This window comes from Lysobacter sp. S4-A87, assembly GCF_022637455.1.
Classification (GTDB): Bacteria; Pseudomonadota; Gammaproteobacteria; order Xanthomonadales; family Xanthomonadaceae; genus Lysobacter_J.
This window is the reverse complement of sequence record NZ_CP093341.1, coordinates 2330272-2354319: the sequence shown is the minus strand read 5'-3', so window position 1 is coordinate 2354319 and position 24048 is coordinate 2330272. Positions and strand designations below refer to the sequence as shown.

General features: G+C 68.0%; 19 protein-coding genes. 6 read left to right on the top strand and 13 right to left on the bottom strand.

Going from position 1 to position 24048, the window contains the following annotated elements:
* Positions 1-35: 35 nt before the first annotated feature.
* The 9 genes from MNR01_RS10555 to MNR01_RS10515 form a co-directional block, all read right to left on the bottom strand.
* Positions 36-1331: a M20 family metallopeptidase gene (locus tag MNR01_RS10555; RefSeq protein WP_241917768.1), complete on the bottom strand. Its 1296-nt coding sequence runs from the start codon at positions 1329-1331 to the stop codon at positions 36-38.
* 112 nt (positions 1332-1443) lie between these two features.
* Positions 1444-1806, bottom strand: a complete 363-nt coding sequence (locus MNR01_RS10550; protein ID WP_241917767.1) for an MmcQ/YjbR family DNA-binding protein — start codon at positions 1804-1806, stop codon at positions 1444-1446.
* Positions 1807-1863: 57 nt separating this feature from the next.
* Positions 1864-2685 (bottom strand): DNA-binding domain-containing protein, encoded by an 822-nt coding sequence (locus tag MNR01_RS10545; RefSeq protein ID WP_241917766.1) that lies wholly within the window; start codon positions 2683-2685, stop codon positions 1864-1866.
* Entirely contained in the window at positions 2682-3569 is an 888-nt protein-coding gene (locus tag MNR01_RS10540; protein ID WP_241917765.1) for a DUF692 domain-containing protein, read from the bottom strand. The genes MNR01_RS10545 and MNR01_RS10540 overlap by 4 nt, the downstream gene beginning before the upstream one ends.
* A complete protein-coding gene (locus MNR01_RS10535; protein ID WP_241917764.1) occupies positions 3566-4033 on the bottom strand; it encodes a hypothetical protein in 468 nt (155 codons plus the stop codon). Before MNR01_RS10535 ends, MNR01_RS10540 begins: the two co-directional genes overlap by 4 nt.
* A gap of 310 nt (positions 4034-4343) precedes the next feature.
* Positions 4344-8027: an indolepyruvate ferredoxin oxidoreductase family protein gene (locus tag MNR01_RS10530; protein ID WP_241917763.1), complete on the bottom strand. Its 3684-nt coding sequence runs from the start codon at positions 8025-8027 to the stop codon at positions 4344-4346.
* Between the two features lie 198 nt (positions 8028-8225).
* Entirely contained in the window at positions 8226-9374 is a 1149-nt protein-coding gene (gene nagA / locus MNR01_RS10525; RefSeq protein ID WP_241917762.1) for an N-acetylglucosamine-6-phosphate deacetylase, read from the bottom strand.
* Between the two features lie 4 nt (positions 9375-9378).
* Complete coding sequence (locus MNR01_RS10520) at positions 9379-10413, bottom strand: SIS domain-containing protein (protein ID WP_241917761.1); 1035 nt, start codon at positions 10411-10413, stop codon at positions 9379-9381.
* A gap of 64 nt (positions 10414-10477) precedes the next feature.
* A complete protein-coding gene (locus MNR01_RS10515; RefSeq protein WP_241917760.1) occupies positions 10478-11221 on the bottom strand; it encodes a GntR family transcriptional regulator in 744 nt (247 codons plus the stop codon).
* A 205-nt stretch (positions 11222-11426) separates the two neighbouring features.
* Here MNR01_RS10515 and zwf point away from each other — a divergent pair, with 205 nt between their 5' ends.
* The 5 genes from zwf (at position 11427) to MNR01_RS10490 (ending at position 17814) form a co-directional block, all read left to right on the top strand.
* Positions 11427-12881, top strand: a complete 1455-nt coding sequence (gene zwf, locus MNR01_RS10510; RefSeq protein WP_241920589.1) for a glucose-6-phosphate dehydrogenase — start codon at positions 11427-11429, stop codon at positions 12879-12881.
* Positions 12865-13647, top strand: a complete 783-nt coding sequence (pgl, locus tag MNR01_RS10505) for a 6-phosphogluconolactonase (RefSeq protein ID WP_241917759.1) — start codon at positions 12865-12867, stop codon at positions 13645-13647. Before zwf ends, pgl begins: the two co-directional genes overlap by 17 nt.
* Before the next feature lie 58 nt (positions 13648-13705).
* Positions 13706-15535, top strand: a complete 1830-nt coding sequence (gene edd, locus MNR01_RS10500; protein WP_241917758.1) for a phosphogluconate dehydratase — start codon at positions 13706-13708, stop codon at positions 15533-15535.
* A 77-nt stretch (positions 15536-15612) separates the two neighbouring features.
* The gene (gene eda / locus MNR01_RS10495; RefSeq protein ID WP_200608147.1) at positions 15613-16239 is read left to right on the top strand and encodes a bifunctional 4-hydroxy-2-oxoglutarate aldolase/2-dehydro-3-deoxy-phosphogluconate aldolase; all 627 of its coding nucleotides are present in this window, start codon (positions 15613-15615) and stop codon (positions 16237-16239) included.
* Between the two features lie 114 nt (positions 16240-16353).
* A complete protein-coding gene (locus MNR01_RS10490; protein ID WP_241917757.1) occupies positions 16354-17814 on the top strand; it encodes a DUF1254 domain-containing protein in 1461 nt (486 codons plus the stop codon).
* Between the two features lie 87 nt (positions 17815-17901).
* Here the strand turns inward: MNR01_RS10490 and MNR01_RS10485 are convergent, their stop codons facing one another.
* From MNR01_RS10485 to MNR01_RS10470, 4 genes are all read right to left on the bottom strand, one after another.
* The gene (locus MNR01_RS10485; RefSeq protein WP_241917756.1) at positions 17902-18183 is read right to left on the bottom strand and encodes a cupin domain-containing protein; all 282 of its coding nucleotides are present in this window, start codon (positions 18181-18183) and stop codon (positions 17902-17904) included.
* A gap of 359 nt (positions 18184-18542) precedes the next feature.
* Positions 18543-19871, bottom strand: coding sequence for a flavohemoglobin expression-modulating QEGLA motif protein (locus tag MNR01_RS10480; RefSeq protein ID WP_241917755.1), 1329 nt, complete (start codon positions 19869-19871; stop codon positions 18543-18545).
* Positions 19872-19943: 72 nt separating this feature from the next.
* On the bottom strand, positions 19944-20978 hold the full coding sequence (locus tag MNR01_RS10475; RefSeq protein WP_241917754.1) for a LacI family DNA-binding transcriptional regulator: 1035 nt from the start codon (positions 20976-20978) through the stop codon (positions 19944-19946).
* 219 nt (positions 20979-21197) lie between these two features.
* Positions 21198-22508 (bottom strand): sugar MFS transporter, encoded by a 1311-nt coding sequence (locus MNR01_RS10470; RefSeq protein WP_241917753.1) that lies wholly within the window; start codon positions 22506-22508, stop codon positions 21198-21200.
* A gap of 374 nt (positions 22509-22882) precedes the next feature.
* On the opposite strand from MNR01_RS10470, the gene MNR01_RS10465 reads away from it, so the two are divergent.
* Positions 22883-23911 carry a glucokinase gene (locus MNR01_RS10465; RefSeq protein ID WP_241917752.1) on the top strand — a complete coding sequence of 343 codons (1029 nt, stop codon included), beginning with the start codon at positions 22883-22885 and terminating at the stop codon, positions 23909-23911.
* Positions 23912-24048: the final 137 nt, after the last annotated feature.

Here is a 24048-nt window from a genome sequence, read left to right as displayed (position 1 = left end):
AGCAGAGGTTCAAGGAATGGGGTTTGCCGTTGCGGTCAGCTGCCGCCGCGCAGGTAATCCAGCGCCACCTGCAGCATCGCGCGCGTGCCGACATCGAGCGACTGCTCGTCGAGCAGGAACTGCGGCGAATGGTTGATCGGCGCGTGCGCCGGATCGGTGCCGGCGGACGTGGAGCCGACGAAGAAGTACAGGCCCGGCACGGTGTTGGCGAACTGGGCGAAGTCCTCGGCCACGGTCACCATCGGCATCTCGACGACGTTGTCGGCGCCGACCGCACGCTGCAGCGACGGCCGCATGCGCGTGGTCAGCGCGGGGTCGTTGATCGTCGCCGGTGCATTGCTGGCCACGTCGAGCGTCGCGGTCGCGCCGCTGGCGTGGGCGAAATCCTCGGCGGTACGGCGGAAGCGCGCGATCACGTCTTCGCGCACCTTGGCGTCGAACGTGCGCAGCGTGCCGACCACACGCGCCTCGTCGGGGATGATGTTGAAGCGCACGCCGGCATTGAACTGTCCGGCGGTCAGCACCACCGGCGTCGCGGCGATGTTGACCTGGCGCGCGATCAGGCTCTGCGTGCCGAGCAGGATCTGCGCGGCGACGGTGATCGGATCGACGCCGTCCCACGGCCGCGAACCGTGGGTCTGCTTGCCGTTGACCGTCAGGCTCCATTCGTCGGCGGCGGCGAGCATCGGCCCGCTGCGCACGCCGACCTGCCCGACCGGCAGGCCGGCCCAGACATGCAGGCCGAACACCGCATCGGGCTTGAAGTCGCGGAATACGCCCTCGTCGAGCATCAGCCTGGCGCCGAAGGTGTCGCCTGGGTTCGGTGGGCCTTCCTCGGCCGGCTGGAACACGAACATCACCTCGCCCGGCAGGTCCTGCTTCTGCGCCGCCAGCGCGGTCGCCACGCCCAGCAGGATCGCGACATGGGCGTCGTGGCCGCAGGCGTGCATCACGCCCACCGGCTGGCCGCGGTACTGCGAGGTCACCTTCGATGCGAACGGCAGGCCGGTCTGCTCGGTCACCGGCAGCGCGTCCATGTCGGCGCGAATGGCAATCCGCGGACCGGGCCGGCCGCCCTTGAGCACGGCGACGACGCCGGTATGGGCGATGCCGGTGCGCGGTTGCAGGCCAAGCTTGCGCAACTGCTCGGCGATCACGCGCGCGGTGCGGACTTCCTGGTTGCCCAGCTCGGGATGCTGGTGGAAGTCGCGGCGCCAGGCCACGACTTGCGGCTGCACCGCAGTGGCGGCATCGGTGGCATCGGGCGACTGCGCGTGGGCTGGCGAGGCCAGCAATGCCGCGAGCATCGCCGGCAGGATCAATGGACGCATCAAGGGCACTCCGGACGTCAGGCCTCGATGGTAGCCCGGGTAAGCGAAGCGCACCCGGGGTGTGTCGCAACTCGGGTCCCGGGTGCGCTTTGCTTGCCCGGGCTAGCCAGGGCTACGCGTCGCCCAGGGCCTGGGCACGGCGCTTGCGGGTCAGCCCATCCAACGCGCGCTGGTACGACCACTCCACCAGTTCGACCAGGTAGTCCTCGGGCACGCGCCGCACATCCACTATCGTGATCCAGCGGAAGCGGCCCATGAAGCGCGCCGGTTTGATGCCGGCGACATCGGTCAGTTCGACGAAGCGCTCCGGCGAGACCTTGATGCTGAAGCGCCAGCGCTCGGGTTCGCTGGTCTTGAAGTAGGCGAAGGTCTTGTCGCCGACGCTGTAGACCAGGATGTTGCGCGGGTCGGGATGAAGCTCCCGCGTCGCGCCGCGAAGACCCGCGCAGTGCGCCTGCAGTTGCAAGGTATCCATGCGCGGTTGCCGGTAGGACAATGCCGGGATTCTGGCACCGCCCACTGCCCGGAACTGTCAGCACAGTCGCGACAACCAGCCTTCCGCGCACCAGGACTGCAGGTAGCCGATGGCCGCGGCCGGCACGTCGTCCAGCGACAGGTCCGTTGCCAACGCCTCGCACAGGCCGGCGAAACCGCCGCCATGGAGGAGGTGGCTGATGGCGATGCGTTCGCGCGAATCAAGAGAGCGGAAGCGGCTGACCCGCTCCTCGTCGCGCCACAGGCCCCAGCAGGCGTGCGTGGTGGCAGCAGCAGGCGGCGTCTGCCCGGCCTTGATCGCCTGCCAGATTTCGACGCTGTTGAATCCGGCCTGGTACAGCCGGAAGCTCGGATGCAGGGTCGGTTGCAGGAAGGGCCAGGCCGCCTCCGGCAGGGCCAGCAGGTCGTCCCAGGCCAGGCGCTCGCCATCGGCAGCATCGAATCCGTCGAGCAGGCAGCGCTCGAACCGGGCCAGATCCGCCAGCTGGGGATGCGCAGCGAACGGCTCGGCGCTGGCAAGGAAACCGGGCAGGTCCGAAGCGAAATCGCGCAACGACCGCACGCGCGAGGGATGCGTGGCGATGTAGCCCTCGCACATGCGTTCCCACAGCGCATCGCCCAGGTAGATGCCCAGCACCGCGTGGTCGTGCTCGAGCGCTTCCCGCAGGCGCGCGCCGTAGGCATGGCTGTAGATGCCAAGACCCAGTGCGGCAGGCATCCGGCCGTGGGCGAGCAGTCCGTCGATGCCACGTTCGGCGCCACCGTCAGCGCCACCGTCAGCGCCACAGCCGCGCACCTGCGCCAGCAGACCGCGTTGCAGGCGGGCCAGCCGATCGTCCGTGTCGGGCCGGGTGGTCACGTCGATGCCACCGGCACGGCGCGGGCAAACGCCGCCCGCGCCAGATCGAGCTCCGCCAGCAGCTCCGGCAACGGAGGAAAGTGGTCGTCACGCTCGATCATCGTGCTGACCGCGCCAAAGCGGCCAATCGCGCTCTCGTACAGCGACCACACCGATTCGGGCACGTCATGGTTGTGGGTGTCGACGCAGTACGTGCCGTAGTCGCTGTGGCCGGCCAGGTGCACCTGCCAGACCCGGTCGGCCGGAATGCCCGCCAGGTAATCGTGCGGATCGAATCCGTGGTTGCGCGCGCTGACCTGGATGTTGTTGACGTCCAGCAGGATCCGGCAACCGCTGCGCCGGGCGATGCAGGCGACGAACTCCCATTCGGGCATGTCCGAATCGCGGAACTCGACGTAGCTGCTGAGGTTTTCCAGCAGCAGCTCGCGGCCGAGGAACTCCTGCACCTGCTGCACGCGCTCGACCACGTGCCCGATCGTGGCTTCGTTGTAGGGCAGCGGCAGCAGGTCGTGGCTGTTGATGCCGTCGACGCCGGTCCAGCACAGGTGATCGGAGACCCAGGCCGGTTCGATGCGGTGCATCAGCTCGCGCAGCCGTTGCAGGTAGCCGCGGTCGAGCGGGTCGGTGCCACCGATCGACAGCGACACGCCGTGCATCGCGACGGGATGGCGCGCGCGGATGCGGTCGAGGTAGTGGAGGGGCTTGCCACCGGCGACCATGAAGTTCTCCGAGATGATCTCGAACCAGTCGACCGGTGGCGGCGAGGCCAGGATCTGCTCGAAGTATTCGGGGCGCAGCCCCAGTCCGAAGCCGAGCCAGGGACGGGACTCCGGCGCGTGTGCGCCGGAGTGGTCTGCGCCGCCAGTCGCGACGCGCGCGCTCACCCGGCGTTGCCGCCGGTGTTGGCGCAGCTGGCCGCCGGCAGGGCGACGAATCCCTTGCCCTTGCAGCTGCCGTGGCCCTTGCAGGCGTTGTCGGCGGTCTTGCAGTCGTTGTGGCCCTTGCAGGCGTTGACGCCGTAGCAGTGCACCTGGCTGCTGGCTTCGGCAGTGACGCTGACCTTGCGGTCGACGCGCTTGCCACCGATGTCGTCGCAGGCCTGCTTGGTGGCGGCGACAAAGCCCTTGCCCTTGCAGCTGCCCTGGCCCTTGCAGGCGTTGTCGGCGGTCTTGCAGTCGTTGTGGCCCTTGCACGCGTTCACGCCGGAACAGTGCACGAGCTCGACCGTGTCGGACGACTTGGCCTTGGCGCTGGCGGTGGGGGCGGTAAAGGCCATGCCGGCGGCGATCAGGGCCAGGGCGACGCCGGAAACGGGAACGATGGGTGACTTCGTGATGGATGACTTCATGGCGGCTGACTTCATGGCGGCTGACTTCATGGGGCATATCTCCAATAGCGGGGGCGCGAGGTGCGGGAATCGGCCGCGACGACTGGGATAGGGAACGTTCCCCGGGTCATGCCATCGCGTCCTCACCCCATAAGTGGCGCCCTCGGGGCAAATCGGTGCGCACGAGGATTGGCGTCGCAGTGGCGACGATGTTGCGGAACAAGGCAATGCACCCGCGCCACCAAGCCCCCCGGGCTGCCGGTGGGGGCATGAAAAAGGCCGGCCCTGAGGGGGCCGGCCTTGAGTTCAAGCGTGCGCGTCGCCTGGGCGGTTACGCCACCTTGACGATCCGCAGCGGGTTGTCCCACTCCTTCAGCAACTCGGCTTCGCGCGCCTTGGCCTTGTGCAGGTGGTCTTCCTTGACGTGGCCGTAGCCGCGGATGTGCTCGGGGATGCCGGCGATCTCGGCGGCCAGGCCGACATTGCTGCGGTCGAGCTTGCCGAGCAGGCCTTCGATCGTGGCGAAGTAGTCGACGATCAGCTGGCGCTCCATCTTGCGCTCCTCGGTCTTGCCGAAGATGTCGAAGGCGCCGCCACGCAGGAAGCGCAGCTTGGCCATCCACTTGAACGCGGTGAACACCCACGGACCGAACTCCTGCTTGATCAGGCGGCCCTGCGCGTCTTTCTTCGCCAGCAGCGGCGGAGCGAGGTGGAACTTCAGCTTGTAGTCGCCGTCGAACTGCTGTTCGAGCTTCTTCTGGAAATCGCCGCTGGTGTACAGGCGCGCGACTTCGTACTCGTCCTTGTAGGCCATCAGCTTGAAGGCGTAGCGGGCGACGGCTTCGGTCAGGTCGGTGGTGCCGGCGACGTTGCGCTCGGCCGCGTGCACGCGCGCAACGAAATCGCTGTAGCGCTTGGCGTAGCCGGCGTCCTGGTACTCGGTCAGGAAGGCGACGCGGCGCGAGACCACTTCGTCGAGCGAGCGCGACAGACGCGCGTCGTCGAGCGGCAGGAACGCGACGTTGTCACCGCCATGTGCAGGCACGTGGCGCAGCTCGTCTTCCTTGCGGGTCGTGCGCGGTGCGCTGGTCGCGCCCCACTCGTTGCCTTCCCAGGCGCCCGGCGACAGCATCGGCAGCTCGCCCGGGGTGGCCTCGGCGGCGGTCTGTGCGTTGCGCACCAGGCCTGCAGACTCGGCGACGGCCTTGGGATCGACCACGGCCAGACGGCCCCAGGCGAAGGCGGTCTTGTTCATCTCGATCGCGGCGCCGTTGAGCTCGACCGCACGCATGATCGAATCCAGCGACAGCGGCACCAGCCCCTGCTGCCAGGCGTAGCCGAGGATGAAGAGGTTCGACGCGATCGCATCGCCCATCAGCGCGGTGGCCAGCTGGGTGGCGTCGACCACGTGCGGGTCCTTGCCACCGAGCGCGACCTTGATCGCGGCGATGATGTCGGTCGCCGGGAACTGCATGTCCGGACGCGTGGTGAACGTGCCCGGCATCGCCTCGTAGCTGTTGAGCACGACCGAGCTGCGGCCCGAGCGCACCTTCGACAGGGCCCAGTAATCGTTGACCACGACCATGTCGCAGCCCAGCACCAGGTCGGCCTCGCCAGCGGCGATGCGCACGGCGTGGATGTCGGCCGGGGTGCGGGCGATGCGGATGTGGGTGGTGACCGCGCCGCCCTTCTGGGCCAGGCCGGTCTGGTCGAGCACGCTGGCGCCCTTGCCCTCGAGGTGGCCGGCCATGCCGAGCAGCGCGCCGATCGTGACCACGCCGGTGCCGCCGACGCCGGTGATCAGGATGTTCCAGGGCTGGTCGAGCGAGGGCAGCTGCGGCATCGGCAGGTCGCTCAGGCGATCCTTTGCGCCGCTGCCTTTCTTCTTGCGCAGGCCACCGCCTTCCACCGTCACGAAGCTCGGGCAGAAGCCGTTGACGCAGGAGTAGTCCTTGTTGCAGTTGGACTGGTCGATCTCGCGCTTGCGGCCGAACTCGGTCTCCTTCGGCAGCACCGACACGCAGAACGACTTCTTGCCGCAGTCGCCGCAGCCTTCGCAGACCAGCGAGTTGACCATCACCCGCTTCTGCGGATCGACCATCTTGCCGCGCTTGCGACGGCGGCGCTTCTCGGTGGCGCAGGTCTGGTCGTAGATCAGGACGCTGGTGCCCTTCACTTCGCGCAGGCGCTTCTGGACGGTGTCCAGTTCCTTGCGATCGAAGAACTCGACATCGGACGGGAAGATCTCGCGCTTGTTCCACTTGGCGATGTCGTCCGACACCAGCACGATGGTCTGCACGCCTTCCGAACGCACCTGATGGGCGATCTGCGGCACCGACAGCGTGCCGTCGACCGGCTGGCCGCCGGTCATCGCGACCGCGTCGTTGTAGAGGATCTTGTAGGTGATGTTGACGCCGGTCGCGACCGACTGGCGGATTGCCAGCGAGCCGGAGTGGAAGTAGGTGCCGTCGCCGAGGTTCTGGAACACGTGCTGGGTTTCGGTGAATGCCGCCTGCCCCGACCACGTCACGCCTTCGCCGCCCATGTGGGTGAAGGTGTCGGTGCTGCGGTCCATCCAGGTCACCATGTAATGGCAACCGATGCCGCCAAGGGCGCGCGAGCCTTCCGGCACCACGGTCGAGGTGTTGTGCGGGCAGCCGGAGCAGTAGTGCGGCACGCGCGGGAACTGCGCGCGCGGCAGGGCCAGCTCGGACTCCTTCTCGGCCATCCAGCGCAGCACGTTCTCGATGTGCTCGCTGTTGTGGAATTTCTGGATGCGACGGCCGATCACGCCGGCGATGGTCGCCGGGGTCAGCTCGCCGGTGGACGGCAGGATCCACTCGCCCTGTTCGTCGTACTTGCCGACGATCGACGGACGCTGGCCGCTCCAGTTGTACATGTACTCCTTCATCTGGCGTTCGATGAAGGCGCGCTTTTCCTCGACGACGACGATGTCTTCAAGTCCTTGCGCGAAACGGGTGATGCCGACCGGCTCCAGCGGCCAGGTCATGCCGACCTTGTAGACGCGGATGCCCAGCTCGGCGCAGGCGTTCTCGTCCAGGCCCAGGTATTCCAGCGCCTGCAGCACGTCGAGATAGGACTTGCCGGTGGTGACGATGCCCAGGCGCGCGCGCGGCGAATCAATGACGGTGCGGTCGATGCCGTTGGCGCGGGCGAAGGCCTGCGCAGCCTTGACCGCATAGCGGTGCAGGCGCATTTCCTGGTCCATCGGCGGATCGGGCCAGCGGATGTTGAGGCCGCCAACCGGCATTTCGAAGTCGTCCGGCATGACGATCTGCATCGCCAGCGGGTTGACGTCGATGGAGGCCGACGACTCCACAGTCTCGGCGATCGTCTTGAAGCCGACCCAGCGACCGGTGTAGCGCGACATCGCCCAGCCGAGCACGCCCATGTCGAGGATGTCCTGGACGCCGGCCGGGTTGAGGATCGGCATCATCGCGCTGACGAACTCGTCCTCCGAGCCGTGCGGCAGCGTCGACGAGCGGCAGGCATGGTCGTCGGCGGCCAGTGCGAGCACGCCACCGAACTTCGAGGTGCCGGCGGCATTGGCGTGCTTGAACACGTCGCCGGTGCGGTCCACGCCCGGGCCCTTGCCGTACCACATGCCGTACACGCCTTCGACCTTGGCGCCCGGGAACAGATTGGTCTGCTGCGTGCCCCAGACCATGGTCGCGCCGAGGTCTTCGTTGAGGCCCGGGGTGAACTTCACGCCGGCCGCTTCCAGGTGCTTGCGCGCGCGCCACAGCTCCAGGTCGAAGCCGCCCAGCGGGCTGCCGCGGTAGCCGGAGATGAAACCGGCGGTGTCGAGCCCGGCGGCCTGGTCGCGCAGGCGCTGCATCAGCGGCAGGCGGACCAGCGCCTGCACACCGCTCAGGTAGATGCGGCCCTGTTCGCGGCTGTACTTGTGCTCGAGCGAGTAGTCGGTATCGAGCACCGAGTTGGTAAGCGCGGTATTCGCCGAGGACGGCGAGCTGAGTTCGGCGGTGCTGGTCATGCGTGGCTCCGGCGCGCCGGGGGGCGCGGGGGTGGCTGCGGACGCCCGTAACCATGCCTCGCGACGGGTGGTCGCGACGCAAAAGTCCGAGCAAAGACTCGGAATTGTAGCAGTCACACGAATCTGAGCCGGCTGCCGGGCACGGCGACGCCTCGCGGCCGGCGCCGCGCCCCATTCAGCCAATCCCGCAACCGGGGCTCAGCCCTGGCCGTTGATCCAGGTGCCGCGCACCTGCAGCGCCTCGTCCAGCATCACCAGATCGGCACGGAAGCCCGGAGCGATTCGCCCCAGTTCGCCGCCCAGGCCGAGGAACTCGGCCGGGTAGGTCGAGGCCATGCGGCAGGCTTCCTCCAGGGAAAGGCCCAGCCGCTGGACCGTGTTGCGGACCGCACCGGCCATGTCCAGCGCCGAGCCGGCGAGGGTGCCGTCGGCGGTGGTGCACTTGCCGTCGCGGCAGGTCATGGTCACGCCGTAGAGCTCGAAGTCCTCGCGCTCGCCGCCGACCGGCGGCATCGCGTCGGTCACCAGCATCATCTTTCCGCGCGGTCGTGCCGCGATCGCCACCCGCAGCGTGGCGTCGTGGACGTGGTAACCGTCGACGATCAGGCCGCACCAGGTGTACGTATTCTCCAGCGCCGCGCCGACCCCGCCAGGCTCGCGACTGTTCATCGGCGTCATCGCGTTGAACAGGTGGGTGACGCCGCGGATGCCGGCGCTGAAGCCGTCGCGCATCTGTTCGTAGGTGGCAGCGGTGTGCCCGGCGCAGAGGATGAGTCGGCGCGCGGCCAGCTCGCGCAGCGTGGCGGCGGAAAAGCGCTCCGGGGCCAGGGTCAGCATCGTGCGGCCGTTGCCGAGCGAGGCGACCAGGTCGAGTTCGTCCTCGTCCGGGGTGTGGAACTTGGCCGGGTCGTGGACGCCCTTGCGCGCGGCGTTGAGGTACGGGCCTTCCAGGTGGATGCCGAGGATGCCCGGCACGCCCAGCGAGATCGCCTCGCGTGTGGCGGCAATGGCGCGCGCCATCACCCCGGTGTCGTCGCTGATCAGCGTCGGCATCATGCCGGTGGTGCCGAACTTGCGGTGCGCCGTCGCGATCGTGCGCAGGCCCGCCACCGTCGGCTCGTCATTGAACAGCACATCGCCGCCACCGTTGACCTGGGTGTCGATGAAGCCCGGCACCAGGTAGCCGCCGGCGAGGTCGACGACCTGCGCACCCTTGGGGGCGGCGCCGGGCAGCACGGCAACGATGTGGCCGTCTTCCACGATCACGCAGACGTCGGTCTCGAAGCCGTGGTCGGTGAGGACGTGGCCGTTGTGGAAGGCGGTGGTCGTGCTGGTCGAGGGCGTCATGGCATCAGACCGTCTCGGTGACCTTGTTCAGATGAGGCGGCACATCCGGGTTGTGGCCACGCGCCACCGCCAGTGCATTGACCGCCTTGTAGAAGCTCTGCACCGCCAGCAACGGCGTGCAGGCCGGATGCGGCGATGCCGGCATCGGCAGGGCGTCGTCACGGTGGGCGCCGGGGCGCGCCAGCCAGACCGGTGCGCCGCGCTTGTGGAATTCCTCGACCACCGCGACCGTGCCGGCGCCGGTGTCATCGTCCTGGGCAAAGGCCAGCACCGGGAAGCCGGGGCCGACGATGGCCATCGGTCCGTGCTTGACCTCGGCCGAGGAGAACGCCTCGGCGTGCAGGCCGCAGGTTTCCTTGAACTTGAGCGCCGCCTCCTGGGCTGCGCCGAGACCGAGGCCGCGACCGACGACGAACAGGTTGTGCGCATCCTTCAAACCTTCGACCAGCGGCGACCAGTCCTGTGCCCAGGCGGCGCGCAGGGCGGCAGGCAGTTCATCGGTGGCCTTGAGCAGGGCGGCATCGCCGCTCCAGCGGGCGGTCAGCTGCAGCAGCGCCGCCAGCGAACACAGATAGCTCTTGGTTGCCGCGACGCTGGTCTCCGGACCGGCGCGCAGCGGGATCACCGTGTCGGCAATCCTGGCCAGCGGCGAGTCTTCGACATTGACCAAGGCCACGACGAGCGCGCCGGCGGCCTTGGCGATCTCGGCGTTGCGGACCAGGTCGGGGCTCTTGCCAGACTGCGAGATCGCCACGAACAGCGCGCCACGCATGTGCGGCTGCACCGCGTAGACCGAGCCGACCGAGGGCGAGGCCGAGGCGGTGATCAGGCCGAGGGTGGTCTCGAACAGATACTTGCCATAGGTCGCGGCATGGTCGGAGCTGCCACGTGCGCAGGTGACGATGAAGGCCGGCGGATCCTTGCGCAGGCGGGCGACAAGAGCGTCGATGATGTCGGCATTGGCGGCGAACTGGCCGGCAACGACGTCGGCCGTCTGCTCGGCCTCGGCGTACATCCTGGTCGCGGTGGGGGAGATCATGGGTGGTCCTGAAGGATTGGAATTGCTCGGCGTGGTGCGGAAAGCGATGGGAGGCCGCCGGCGCTCATTCGCTCTGCAGTTCGGCAACGAAATCGTAAGCATCGCCGCGGTAGAACGAACGCGTGTATTCGACGATGCGGCCGTCGTCGAGGAAGGTGCGGCGCTCGATGAAAAGACCGGGGCTGCCCTCGGCCAGGTTCATCAGCCGCGCCTGCTCGGCGTCGAAAGCGATGGCGCGCAGGCGCTGTAGAGCACGGGTCGGGCGCAGGCCGAGCTTGGTGAAGGCCTCGTACAGCGAGTTCTCGACCAGGCCCGGATCGGCCAGCACCGATTGCGGAACGACCGTGCGCTCGAGCGCCAGCACCATGTCGTCGGCGATGCGCAGGCGGTAATAGCGCACGACCTGGGCGCCCGGCGACAGGTTCAGCGCCATCGCCTCGTCGGGTGTGACCTCGCCGACGCTGCGCTCGAGGAAGCGCGAGGTCGGATCCAGGCCGCGTGCGCGCAGGTCGTCGGTGAAGCTGGTGAGCTTGGAAAAGGATTTGACGATGCGCTCGGCGACGAAGGTGCCCGCGCCCTGGCGCTGCATCAGCAGGCCATCACCGACCAGGCCGGCAATGGCCTTGCGCACGGTGACCCGCGACAGGTCGAGCAGCTTGCTCAGCTCGCGCTCGCTCGGCAGGGCCTGGCCGGCGGTCAGCTCGCCGTTCTCGATGGCGTGCTGCAGGGTCCGGCGCAGGTGCTGATAGGCCGGCGCGCGACGCGCATCGGCCTGGCGGCTGAACTCGTTGACAAGATAGTCCTGCATGGACAAAAGATACCAGTGAGATACCAATGACGGCAACCCGGCCAGGAATACGTATTCAGGACGCGACTAAAGTCGGGGGTTTGCGGGCCTGGTATTTGACTGGTATCGTCACTGGTATGGTTCTGGTCTTGTTCCTGGTCCCGTTACCGACTGCTACTCCCACCCCTTCCGCGCGGAGCGTCCCGTGAGCCCCTCCATCGCGCCGATGGCGCCCTTCGATCTGATCATCTTCGGCGGCACGGGCGACCTGGCCCTGCGCAAGCTGCTGCCGGCCCTGTTCCACCGCTATGTCGACGGCCAGATCGTCGCCGGGACCCGGATCTTCGGACTCGCCCGCGACACCTTGGGTGACGAGGCCTACCGCGAACGTGTCCGCGAGGCCTTGCAGAAGACCCTCGCCGACGACCCGCGTTCGCCGGCGGCACTGGAACCGTTCCTGGAGATGCTCGGCTACCGCCGCATCGACCTCAGCGCCGACACCGGCTGGGCCGAACTGGCGGCGGAGCTGTCGGACGAATCGCGGGTCCGCGTGTTCTACCTCGCCGTCGGCCCGGACCTGTTCGGCAGCGTCGGCGCCCGTCTGCAGGCCCATGGCCTGACCGGCGCCAACACCCGCGTGGTGGTGGAAAAGCCGATCGGCCACGACCGCGACAGCGCCGTCGCCATCAACGACGCCCTCGGCAAGGTCTTCGACGAATCGCAGATCTACCGGATCGATCACTACCTCGGCAAGGAGACCGTGCAGAACCTGATCGCGCTGCGATTCGGCAATGCCCTGTTCGAGCCGTTGTGGAAGGCCGAACACATCGACCACGTGCAGATCACCGTGGCCGAAACGGTCGGCCTGGAGCGCCGCGCCAGCTACTACGACAAGTCCGGCGCGCTGCGCGACATGGTCCAGAACCACATCCTGCAGCTGCTGTGCCTGGTGGCGATGGAGCCGCCGTCGTCGCTCTCGGCCGATGCGATTCGAGACGAGAAGCTGAAAGTGCTGCGCGCGCTGCGCCCGATCGAGAATGGCGCGACCACGCAACAGACCGTGCGCGGCCAGTACCGCGCCGGCGCGGTCGAAGGCCGCCCGGTGCCGGGTTACCTGGAAGAACTGGGCCGCAACGACTCGCGCACCGAAACCTTCGTCGCCCTCAAGGCCGAAGTACGCAACTGGCGCTGGGCCGGCGTGCCGTTCTACCTGCGCACCGGCAAGCGCCTGGCCGACCGCATGTCGGAAATCGTGGTGACCTTCCGCCAGGTGCCGCATTCGATCTTCGGCGAGCTGGCCGAACCGATCTATCCGAACCAGCTGGTCATCCGCCTGCAGCCCGACGAGGGCGTGAAGTTGTGGCTGATGAACAAGGTGCCGGGCCCGGGTGGCCTGCGCCTGCGCCGCGTGCCGATGGACCTGAGCTTCGCCGAGACCTTCGGCGGTCGCCAGCCGGAAGCGTACGAACGCTTGCTGATGGACGTGGTGCGCGGCAACCCGATGCTGTTCATGCGTCGCGACGAAGTCGAAGCGGCATGGGCCTGGATCGATCCGATCCGCGCCACGTGGGAAGCCAGCGCCGAAGCGCCCAAGGCCTACACGGCCGGAAGCTGGGGCCCGAGCGCCGCGGTTGCGCTGATCGAACGCGACGGCAGGACCTGGCATGAAGATGCTGTCTAACACTGTGCCAGCCGGCGCGCAGGCCAAAAGAATCCATGCGGAGCGACTCACCGTGCTGACCCCGGATCCCTTGCCGCTGCGCGAACATCTTTTCGATGATCGTGCCGACCTCGCCGAAGCGCTGGCCAAGGCGGTCGCCGCCGACCTGCGCGGCGCGATCGCCCGACGCGGCTATGCCCGCCTGGCCGTGTCCGGCGGCACCACGCCGCGCGCCTTCCTGACCGAGCTGTCGAAGCAGACGCTGGACTGGGCGCACGTCACCGTGGTGCCGGTCGACGATCGCTGGGTCGCGCCCGACCATCCGCGCTCCAACGAGCGCCTGCTGCGCGAAACGCTGTTCCAGGGCGCCGCTGCACAGGCGCAGCTGCTGCCGCTGCGACGCCCGACCGCGACCCCGGAAAGCGCGTTGCTGCCGGTGCTGACCCAGGTCGCCAACGAAGCACTGCCGCTCGACGTGGTCGTGCTCGGCATGGGCGAGGACGGCCATGTCGCATCTCTATTCCCCGATCTCGAGCGACGCGACATCGGCCTGCAGCCAACCGGTCGCGCGCCCGTGCTCGCAGTTCGAAGCGCGTCGGCGCCGGAGCCGCGCATCACGCTGACACTGAGCGCGATCTTCACCGCGCCGTCGCTGTACCTGCACATCGAAGGCGCCAGGAAGCGCGGCGTGCTTGAAGGTGCCGCGCGCGATCCGCGTTCGAAGCTGCCGATCCGTTCGGTGCTGACCGGTGCGCCGGTGGTGCCGATGCTGTTCTGGAGCCCTTAGTTTCCGGCCCTTCCCCAGCCTGTGGGGGAGGGCATCGACCACCAGGAACCTGAAGTTCATGTCTGCCCTGCACCCCGTAGTCGCCGCAGTCACCCAACGCATCGTCGAGCGCAGCCGCGACCGCCGCGCCGCCTACCTGGCGCGCATCGACGCCGCCGCCGGGCGTGGGCCGCATCGCGCCACGCTGTCGTGCGGCAACCTCGCCCACGGTTTCGCCGCCTGCTCGCCCAGCGACAAGGCCGCACTGCGCAGTGGCCACGCGCCCAACCTTGGCATCGTCAACGCCTACAACGACATGCTCTCGGCGCACCAGCCGCTGGAGCGCTTTCCGTTCCTGCTCAAGCAGGCCGCGCGCAGCGTCGGCGCGACCGCGCAGGTCGCCGGTGGCGTGCCGGCGATGTGCGACGGCGTTACCCAGGGCCGCGCCGGCATGGAGCTGTCGCTGTTCTCGCGTGAGGTGATCGCGCTGTCGACCGCGGTGTCGCTCTCGCACGACATGTTCGATGCCGCGCTGTACCTGGGCGTGTGCGACAAGATCGTGCCGGGCCTGCTGATCGGCGCCCTGAGCTTTGGCCACCTGCCGGCGATCTTCGTCCCGGCCGGACCGATGACCTCCGGCTTGCCCAACGACGAGAAGTCGCGCGTGCGCCAGCGCTATGCCGTCGGCGAAGCCACGCGCGAGGAGCTGCTCGAAGCCGAAGCGCAGAGCTACCACGGCGCCGGCACCTGCACCTTCTACGGCACCGCCAACTCCAACCAGATGCTGATGGAGCTGATGGGCCTGCACCTGCCGGGCGCGAGCTTCATCAACCCGGACAACCCGCTGCGCGATGCGCTGACCGCGCAGGCCGCGCGCCGCGCCGCAGAGATCACCGCCCTCGGCGACGATTACCGTCCGGTCGGCCGCATCATCGACGAGCGCGCCATCGTCAACGGCGTCGTCGGGCTGCATGCGACCGGTGGCTCGACCAACCACCTGCTTCACCTGATCGCGATCGCCGCCGCCGCCGGCATCGAGCTGCGCCTGGAAGACTTCGATGCACTGTCGTCGGTGGTGCCGCTGCTGGCGCGCGTGTATCCCAACGGCAGCGCCGACGTGAACCATTTCCATGCCGCAGGCGGGCTCGCCTTCCTGATCGGCGAACTGCTTGACGCCGGACTGGCGCACGGCGACGTCGAGACCGTCGCCGGCCCGGGCCTGGCGCGCTATCGCGTCGAGGCCAGGCTGGCACCGGAGCAGCAGGTTGACTACGTGCCGGCGGCCGGACTCAGCGGCGATCCCACGGTCCTGCGTCCGGTCGCCGACCCGTTCCGTGCCGACGGTGGGCTGCGCGTGCTGCACGGTCCGCTCGGCACTGCCGCGATCAAGGTTTCGGCGGTGCCGGAGGATCGCTGGGTCATCGAAGCGCCGTGCCGCGTGTTCTCCGAACAGGGCCAGGTCAAGCACGCATTCGAGCGCGGCGAACTCGACCGCGACGTGGTCGTGGTCGTGCGCTTCCAGGGCCCGCGTGCCAATGGCATGCCGGAGCTGCACCAGCTCACGCCGACACTGGCCGTGTTGCAAAAGCGCGGCCACCGCGTCGCGCTGGTGACGGACGGGCGCATGTCCGGCGCTTCTGGTCAGGTTCCCGCGGCGATCCATGTCAGCCCCGAGGCAGCCTGTGGCGGCGACATCGCCCGCCTGCGCGACGGCGACGTGGTCCGCGTGGACGCGCGCAACGGCAAGCTCGAAGTGCTGGTGGCGGCCGACGAATGGAAGCTGCGCGAGCATGCCGACGCGGATCTGTCGGCCAGCCATGTCGGCATGGGGCGCGAGCTGTTTGCGGTGTTCCGCGGCGCCGCGGCGACTGCCGACCTCGGTGGCGGCATCTTCGGCGTTGCCGGATGAGCCGCCTGTCAATCACCGTCATTCCCGCCTTCGCGGGAATGACAACACAGCTTTGAGACTCACTTGGAGAAACGTTGATGGGCCTGCTTGAATCCGTACTGCACGTCGCGCCGGTGATGCCGGTGGTGGTGATCGAGGACGCCCGCCACGCCGTGTCGATGGCGCGCGCGCTGGTCGCCGGCGGCATCCCCGCGATCGAGATCACGCTGCGCACGCGCGCGGCACTCGATGCAGTGCGTGCAATTGCCAATGAAGTCGAAGGCGCCATCGTCGGCGTCGGCACGGTGCGCAAGCCGCAGGACCTGCTCGACGCGCAACAGGCCGGCGCGCGCTTCGCCGTCTCGCCGGGCTCGACGCCAGACCTGATCGCAGCGGCCAAGGATTCGCCGCTGCCGTGGTTGCCCGGTGCGGCGACCGCCAGCGAGGCGATGACGTTGTCCGAGCACGGCTTCATCTTCCAGAAGTTCTTCCCGGCCGAGGCCGCAGGCGGCGCCGCGGCGCTGCGTTCGCTGCACGGGCCGCTGCCGGAGATCCGCTTCTGCGCGACCGGCGGCATCGGCGCGCACAACGCCCGCGACTACCTGGCCACGCCGAACGTCGCCTGTGTCGGTGGTTCGTGGATCACGCCCTCGCGCCTGGTGGCCGCCGAGGAATGGGGTGCGATCGAGGCCCTGGCACGCGCGGCGACGCTGCTGCGCGCCTGATGCCCCCGGGAGCGGGCCTGCGCGAAAGCAGGCTCGCTTCAGCAAGACAGGTGTGAAGGGGGCGCACACAGCGAGCGTCCTAGCATCGCCCCACCATCCACGTGGGGACGTTCCATGAAGCCTTCCTTGTCGGCCATGCGCCTGTCAGCACTGCTTGCCGCAGTCGCGATCGCGCTGGCACTGCCCGCCTGCAAACCCGAAACGCCTCCGGCAGCAACCACGACGGATCAACCCGCGGCCGCGGGCCAGGCCGACCAGGTGGCCGAAGCGCGCGCCATCGCCAAGGATGCCTACACCTGGGGCTTCCCGGTCGTGGAGAACTACAAGTCGATGTACGCGCAGGCCATCAACGCCGGCGGCCCCGACTTCCACGCGCCGTTCAACCAGATCGGCAGCGCTGCCAGCGTCGCGACGCCGAAAGACACCGCGATCATCACGCCGAACTCGGACACGCCGTACTCGTTCCTGTGGATGGACCTGCGCGCGGAACCGGTGGTGATCACGATCCCGGCGCTGGGCGAGAAACGCTATTTCTCGGTCCAGCTGATCGACATGTACACCTACAACTTCGCCTACATCAACAAAGCGCTGACCCAGGGCAAGGCCGGAAAGTACCTGGTCGCCGGTCCCGACTGGAAGGGTGAGACGCCCAAGGGCATCGACAAGGTGTTCCAGGCCGAGACGCAGTTCGCCTACGGGCTGATCCGCACCCAGCTGTTCGCGCCGGACGACCTGGCCAACGTCAAGAAGCTGCAGGCCCAGTACAAGGCGCAGCCGCTGAGCGCATTCCTCGGCACGCCGGCACCGGCGCCGGCGGCGAAGATCGACTTCCCCGCCTATGACGCCGCCAAGGCCAACGACCTTGGCTTCTTCAGCTACCTCAACTTCCTGCTGCAGTTCATGCCGCCCAATCCGGCCGACGCCGACCTGCGCAAGCGGTTCGAAACGATCGGCATCGCCCCGGGCAAGCCGTTCGACGAAGCGGCGCTGTCGCCGGAAACCCGCCAGGCCCTGCTCGACGGCATCGCCGACGCCGACAAGGACCTGCAGGAACTGACCGCGACCAAGATCAACACCGAGCAGCTTTTCAGCGCTGATTTCTTCGGTACCCGCGATTTCCTCAAGGGCAACAGCCTCTACCGCTTCGCCGGCGCCAAGCTGGGCATCTACGGCAATTCCGGTTCCGAGGCCGATTACCTGAGTTACTTCGTCGACGCCAAGGGCGCGCCGCTGGATGCTTCCCAGCACGACTACTCGCTGCACTTCGGCAAGGACAGCCTGCCGCCGACCAATGCGTTCTGGTCGATCACGATGTACGACGGCAAGAGCAAGCTGCTGGTCGACAACCCGATCAACCGTTACCTGATCAACTCGCCGATGCTGTCCAAGCTCAAGCGCGACGCCGACGGCGGCTTGACCCTGTACCTGCAGCACGCCTCGCCGGGCAAGGACAAGGAGAGCAACTGGCTGCCGGCACCAAACGGCCCGTTCTACGCGATCCTGCGCAACTACAGCCCGGCGCCGTCGGTGGTCGACCACAGCTGGAAGAAGCCGCCCCTGGAAACGACACGCTGACACGCATGAACCCCGGGTGCGCTTCGCTTACCCGGGCTACGGAAGGAGGGAAGGGAGCCATGGGGCTCCCTTCCTGCTTCTGGAAAGCTACTTCAGCTCGATGATCACCGTCTTGACCGCGGTCTTGCCGGAGTTGGTGGTGTCGTGCGTCACCGGGCCGCTCCAGATCGCTTCGCCGGGCTTGCGGGTCATGGTCTTGGACTCGCCATTGGTGACCTGCGTTGCCGTGCCGCCGGTGACGAAATAGACGACGTTGTCGCCGTGCGAGTGCAGGCCGGTGCTCGCGCCGGGTGGCATGTTCAATTCCAGGACGCGCACCTTGTCGTTGTCGAGCAGGACTTTGGCGTTCTTGCCGGCGGTCTTGGCCATGTCTTGGGCGCAGGCGGCCGAAAAAACGGACGCGCACGCGAAAGCGGCCACGCACAGGGCCGGTACGAGGATGGGTTTCATGGTGGATTCTCCGTGGCTCGCCGCGAGCGCGAAGGTCCGATGTCAGGGCATGTCTGCAGGCATGGATGAAGCCGGAGCGGTCACTCGCAGTTCGGAAATCCCGACCTCAAGCGCCCTTCCGCCCCGGGGCCGGGTAGCCGGGCGGACCTCGATGTGGCGCGGCACCCTCCGTCGGTACCGTTTCCGTTGGCGTCCTCCGCATCGGGGGAGTTGCAGAGCCAGCCGGCCCAGACGTAAACGCCGGGCAGGGCGCAGGCAGGCCAATGCGCCCTGGGAGGCTAGTCGCCGATGCCGGACGACTCGACCGTCTCGGCCTCGGCGTCGACGAAGCGTTGCAGCGTCAGGTTTTCCAGGCGCAGACGCTGGACCACGGTCGAGAACGCCATGACCGACAGCACCCGTTGCGGGTCGCGCGCCCAAGGTGGCACGTAGCGCGGCGGCACGATCAGGCCATTGTTGCGGTATGGCTCCAGCACCACGGTGTCGGCGACGGTCACGCGCCCGCAGAACAGCAGCGGCAACAGCTCGCCGCGACCTTCGTGCAGGGCCTTGCAGATGAAGGCGTAGATCCGCAGCACGCCTTCCAGGTAGGCGCCGTCCTTGGTGAAGCAGACCAGGCCCCGGACGTTGCCGCCGCGGAAGACGCGCGCCGCGCTGCGGTAACTCTCGACTTCGCTCTGCCCGGCATCGAGGAATCCGCGGAACACTTCGATGAAATCGGCGCCCTTCAACGCCTGTTCCACCATCACCACGCGCAGCGCGACCCGACGCAGGCGGGCGATGTCGATGGCGCCGGTGATGATCTCCGAGAACGTCGCCAGGCCTTCCTGGGCACGCGTGGTGCGTGGCGCGCCGCAGCCCAGCGATGTCAGGTAGGGCTGGTGCTTGCCGTTGAGCGCGGTCAGGGTGTGGATGAAGGCTTCGTGCTGGATCAGCTGCTCGAGGTCGCGCTCGGAAAACATCGCCGTGGCCCGCAGCGTCACCCGCTTGCTGCCGGCCGTGGCCTTGGAGGCCAGGTTCGGATCCAGCACGACCTCGACCTTGTCGTGGTTGAAGAACGGATCGATGCGCTCGCGCAGGCGCCGGGCGAACTCGGGCGCTTCGATGTCCATCGGCACTTCGGGCAGCAGGCGGTCGTTGATCAGCTCATCGGTGACGCGCAGCAATTCCCGGGCGACGTCGGCATTGGTCGAGTCCTGGCTCGGGTAGAGGTGGTCGGGGCGTCCGTACAGCAGCGCCGAACAACGGGTGTACTCGGGGGTGCCGATCGCGCCGAGCATCTGCGCGGCGACGCGGTAGCTCCAGGCCGACTTGTACAGCCACATGCCCAGCGGGTGGCCGCGATCGATGCGCCCGAGCAGGTCATCCAGGCCCTCGATCTCCGATTCCATCGGATGCGGCTGCGTCGGCGGCTCCGGCAATTCGGGGCGACCGACGCGCCAGCCAGCGAGGAAGCGCTCTTCCAGTTCCATCGGCCAGTCGATGGCCTTGAGCACGCGGATGCCGCGACCGAGCTTGACCAGGGTGCGGTCCTGTTCGAACAGCGGAACCAGCGCCGGATCCTTCAGGGCCTCGGGCGCGGGCGGGGCAACAGGCAAGGCCGACATCGAAGCTCCCCTCGCGAGGAAACGCAGGCCGCAGCAGCCTGCGCGATGGGGCGATAAAGGCAGGTGAAGTGGTCAGGCCTTCGGTCGCGGCGGCGCAGTCGAACCGCGCACCACCAGCTCGGGGCTGAAGCCCTCGTTGGGCAGCGGCCGGCTCGGGGCGTGCTCGCGGATCTCCTGCAGCAGGCGGTGCGCGGCGTGGCGCGCGATCTCCTGCGTGGCCTGCTTGGCCGTGGTCAGCGCCGGCCAGCTCTGCTTGGAGAACGGGCTGTCCTCGAAGCCGGCGATCGACAGGTCGTACGGCACGTTCATGCCGCTGGACTTGGCGGCTGCCAGCACGCCGGCGGCGATCTCGTCGTTGCTGCCGAAGATCGCGGTCGGCCGGTCGGCCAGCGCGAACAGGCGGCGGGCACCGCGAAAACCGTCGTCGAAGGAGTAGTCGCCCTCGACCACCAGGTCCGGGTCGAGGGTGATGCCGTACTCGCGAAGCGCGTCCTCGTAACCCTTGTAGCGCTCCCAGGACGAGCCGTGCGACTTGCCGCCCCAGAGGAAACCGATGCGGCTGTGGCCGAGCTGGATCAGGTGCTCGGTGATCTCGTAGGCGGCGTCGCGGTCGTCGACGTAGATGCAGGCGCTGCCGTCCTGCGGGTCGGCGGCGGCCGAGACGATGCGCACCAGGCGGATGCCATGCGCGACCAGCTCGGTCACCAGCTCATTTCGCTCCGACATCGGCGGCGCCAGCACCAGCCCGGCCAGGCGCGAATGCTGGACCAGGTCGATCAGCTCGCTGGCGAGGTTGGGCGAGGACGAATCGCAGGGATGGATCTGCAGGCCGTAGCCGGTCTCGCGGCAGACCGACAGCACGCCGTTCTGCACCGCGATGACGTAATAGGGGTTTGGGTTGTCGTAGACCAGGCCGAGCGCGTAGTTCTGCGCGCTGCGCAGGCTGCGCGCCGACGGATCGGGCTGGTAACCCAGGTCGTCGATGGCGCGCTTCACGCGGGCACGCGTGCTCGCCTGCACGCTGGGTTCGTCGTTGATGACGCGCGAGACGGTCTTGAGCGACACCTCGGCGCGCTCTGCGACGTCTTTTATCGTGGGTCTGCGCACCGAAGCCTCGCGTGGTTCCGGCGGATTCGCCGCCGGTGGAACCGCCGCGTCCGGTGACGCGGCGTAAAGACGACTAGCCTAACCACCGCCGCCAGCGATGGGAATCGCGCTGGCGTGGATTGCCGTGAAGTGGTTCACGTTGCCGCGAACCACATGCGGTGGTGTCTGGACCGGTCGCGTATGAGCGCACATGCCTGCACGTACCTGTACGTACCTGCTTTAGCCGTGCTGCGATGCCGCCGTGCCGTTGACCACCGCCGGGGCGTGGCCAACGCTGTGGCCACGCAGCGCGAAGTACAGGATGTACAGGTAGCACGGCACCATCAGCAGCACGAACACCAGCTGGAAGTCGTAGTGCTGCTTGAAGTGCACGAACAGCTGCGGGATCACCGCGCCGCCGGAGATGCCCATGATCAGCAGCGCCGAGCCGTACTCGGTGAAGCGCCCCAGGCCCTGGATCGCCAGCGGGAAGATCGCCGGCCACATCATCGCGTTGGCAAAACCCAGTGCGGCGACGAAGCCGACCGACACGTAGCCGGTGGTCAGGAACGCACCGATGGCGAGCAGCACACCCAGCACCGCCGAGAACGACAGGTAGCGCTCCTGCGAGATGTAACGCGGGATCGCGAGCAGGCCGATCAGGTAGCCCAGCAGCATGCCGCCGAGGGTCAGCGAGGTGAAGAACTTGGTCTTGTCCAGCGGCAGGCCGAAGCCCTGGCCGTAGGTGCCGATGGCATCGCCGGCCATCACTTCCACGCCGACGTAGACGAAGATGCACAGCGCGCCCAGCCACACGTGCGGGAACTGGAACAGGCTGGACCTGCCGGCCTTGCCGGGGTCGGCATCGGCATTGGCGTCCTCGGGGCGGATTTCCGGCAGCGGCGAGAACAGGATTGCCACCGCCAGCAGCGCCAGCAGGCCGGCCATCATCATGTACGGGTCGTGGATGCGCGCAGCGAACTCGTTGAGCAGCTGCTCGCGGGTCGCCGCATCGGCGCCGGCAACCTGCGCCGACAGGTCACCCATGCCGTGCATCACCAGCGTGCCGATGACGAGCGGGGCGAGGATGCCGGCCACCTTGTTGCAGATGCCCATCACCGCGATGCGCTGCGCGGCCCCTTCGATCGGGCCGAGGATGCTGATGTAGGGGTTGGAAGCGGTCTGCAGGATCGCCAGACCCGCACCGATGATGAAGATGCCCGTCACCGCACCGCCGTAGACGCGCCCGGTTGTGTACTGGCCGAACACCATCGCGCCGATCGCCATCAGGAACAGGCCCAGCGCCATGCCCTTCTTCATGCCGGTCTTCTTCAGGATCATCGAAGACGGCAGCGCCAGGACCAGGTACGAAATGTAGAAGGCGAACGGGATGAGGAACGCGAGCGTCTCGCTGACGTTGAACGCCAGCTTGGCGAACGAGATCAGCGGGCCGTTGAGCCAGGTGACGAAGCCGAAGATGAAGAACAGGGCGCCGATGATCGCGATCGAGCCGTAATGGCTGCGCGACCCGGTGGCAGTGGTGGTGGACATGCTCAAGGTTCCCCTCCCAAGGAATGCGGTCAATGTCGCACGATGACTCGTACGACATCCGTCGGCCAACGTTGTCACAAGTCGGGCCGGCACGCCAGAGACCCTTTCGTATAAGGCGCTTATGGTCCAAACAGCCGAATCGGCATGCTGCGCCGCAGCAAAAAAAGACCCTCTCCGGGCCACGATTCCGGCCAATCTGACAATTTCGTAACTTTTGGTTGACAACGTTGTCAGAGGCGAGCCAATCTCGGCCCGTGCCGGTGGGGAGCCGGCGCCAGCGGAGGGAACATGCAGTGGGATTCGACGGAAATGCCAAGCCAGTCATGCCCTCTCGTGAGCGCGCAGTCCATGCGCGCCGTCCGCGGGTGAGCGCCGTGGCTCCGCTCGTGCATGCCGACACCCGCTTCATCGCCGCAGACGTCGGCGGCACCCACACCCGCGTCGGCCTGGTCCGCGCCGGTGGCGCCGAGGAATCGCACGTGGTGGTCCTGGCGCACCGCAAGTACGTCTGCGCCGACTATCCGAGCCTGGCCGCGATCCTGTCCGACTTCGTCGCCGGCCATAACGCCTGCGCCGGCATCGACCGCGTCGCCATCGCCAGCGCCGGCGTCGTCCTCGACGATGCCGTCATCAATTCCAACCTGCCCTGGCGCATCTCGCTGTCGCAGCTGCGCAGCGAACTGCGCCTGAGCGAACTGCAGTTCATCAACGACTTCCAGGCCGCCGCGCACGCCGCGCAGTGCATGGACCCGGGAGATTCGCTGCTGCTCACCCCGGGTGTCAGCGAAGCCGCCGACGGCCCGGTCCTGGTGGTCGGCCCGGGCACCGGCCTGGGTGCGGCCATCCGCATCCCGCATCGCGGCGGCACCGTGGTGCTGCCGACCGAAGCCGGCCACACCGCTTTCGCGCCGGGCAATGCGCGCGAAGCGGCGATGCTCGACTGGGCGCGCCAGCGTGGCCAGTCGCACGTGCCGACCGAACGTTTCGTCTCCGGCCCCGGCCTGGTGCACCTGTATGACGCGATCTGCGCCATCGACGGCATCGAGCCGAGCCTGCGCGCCCCGGCTGCGATCACCGAGGCCGCGCGCCGCGGCGACGTGCCCGCGCGCGAAGCCGTGATGACCTTCTGCGCCCTGCTCGGCAGCGTCATCGGCGACCTGGTCACGATCAGCAGCGCCAAGGCGGTGTTCATCGCCGGCGGCATCCTGCCGCGGTTGAAGGACTTCCTGCCGCACAGCCAGTTCCATGCGCGCCTGCTCGACAAGGGCGTGATGCATGCCGCGCTCGAGCGCGTGCCGGTGCGGTTGATCGAAAACGAGCGCCTGGGCGTGATCGGCGCTGCCAGCTGGTACCTCGAGCATGCCTCCGAGCAGCATGCCTCCGAGCAGCAGGCGGGCGAATGAACCAGGCACAGCGCACCAGAAGTCACAGGACAACGGAACCGGGCCGCGGCGAAAGCCGGGCGCGGACCAGGAAACTGGCTCCGTAACGCCGACGCAAGAATCGGCATAGCGGAGTCGCACACAGCCCGTGGGAGGGA

Excerpts from the sequence above, each read along its gene's own strand:
- MNR01_RS10490 (WP_241917757.1), top strand. The coding sequence starts at position 16,354 with ATGAAGCCTTCCTTGTCGGCCATGCGCCTGTCAGCACTGCTTGCCGCA.
- zwf (WP_241920589.1), top strand. The coding sequence starts at position 11,427 with ATGGCGCCCTTCGATCTGATCATCTTCGGCGGCACGGGCGACCTGGCC.
- MNR01_RS10530 (WP_241917763.1), bottom strand. The coding sequence starts at position 8,027 with ATGACCAGCACCGCCGAACTCAGCTCGCCGTCCTCGGCGAATACCGCG.
- MNR01_RS10515 (WP_241917760.1), bottom strand. The coding sequence starts at position 11,221 with ATGCAGGACTATCTTGTCAACGAGTTCAGCCGCCAGGCCGATGCGCGT.
- MNR01_RS10470 (WP_241917753.1), bottom strand. The coding sequence starts at position 22,508 with ATGTCCACCACCACTGCCACCGGGTCGCGCAGCCATTACGGCTCGATC.
- MNR01_RS10480 (WP_241917755.1), bottom strand. The coding sequence starts at position 19,871 with ATGTCGGCCTTGCCTGTTGCCCCGCCCGCGCCCGAGGCCCTGAAGGAT.
- MNR01_RS10555 (WP_241917768.1), bottom strand. The coding sequence starts at position 1,331 with ATGCGTCCATTGATCCTGCCGGCGATGCTCGCGGCATTGCTGGCCTCG.
- pgl (WP_241917759.1), top strand. The coding sequence starts at position 12,865 with ATGAAGATGCTGTCTAACACTGTGCCAGCCGGCGCGCAGGCCAAAAGA.
- eda (WP_200608147.1), top strand. The coding sequence starts at position 15,613 with ATGGGCCTGCTTGAATCCGTACTGCACGTCGCGCCGGTGATGCCGGTG.
- MNR01_RS10520 (WP_241917761.1), bottom strand. The coding sequence starts at position 10,413 with ATGATCTCCCCCACCGCGACCAGGATGTACGCCGAGGCCGAGCAGACG.
- nagA (WP_241917762.1), bottom strand. The coding sequence starts at position 9,374 with ATGACGCCCTCGACCAGCACGACCACCGCCTTCCACAACGGCCACGTC.
- MNR01_RS10485 (WP_241917756.1), bottom strand. The coding sequence starts at position 18,183 with ATGGCCAAGACCGCCGGCAAGAACGCCAAAGTCCTGCTCGACAACGAC.
- edd (WP_241917758.1), top strand. The coding sequence starts at position 13,706 with ATGTCTGCCCTGCACCCCGTAGTCGCCGCAGTCACCCAACGCATCGTC.
- MNR01_RS10550 (WP_241917767.1), bottom strand. The coding sequence starts at position 1,806 with ATGGATACCTTGCAACTGCAGGCGCACTGCGCGGGTCTTCGCGGCGCG.
- MNR01_RS10535 (WP_241917764.1), bottom strand. The coding sequence starts at position 4,033 with ATGAAGTCATCCATCACGAAGTCACCCATCGTTCCCGTTTCCGGCGTC.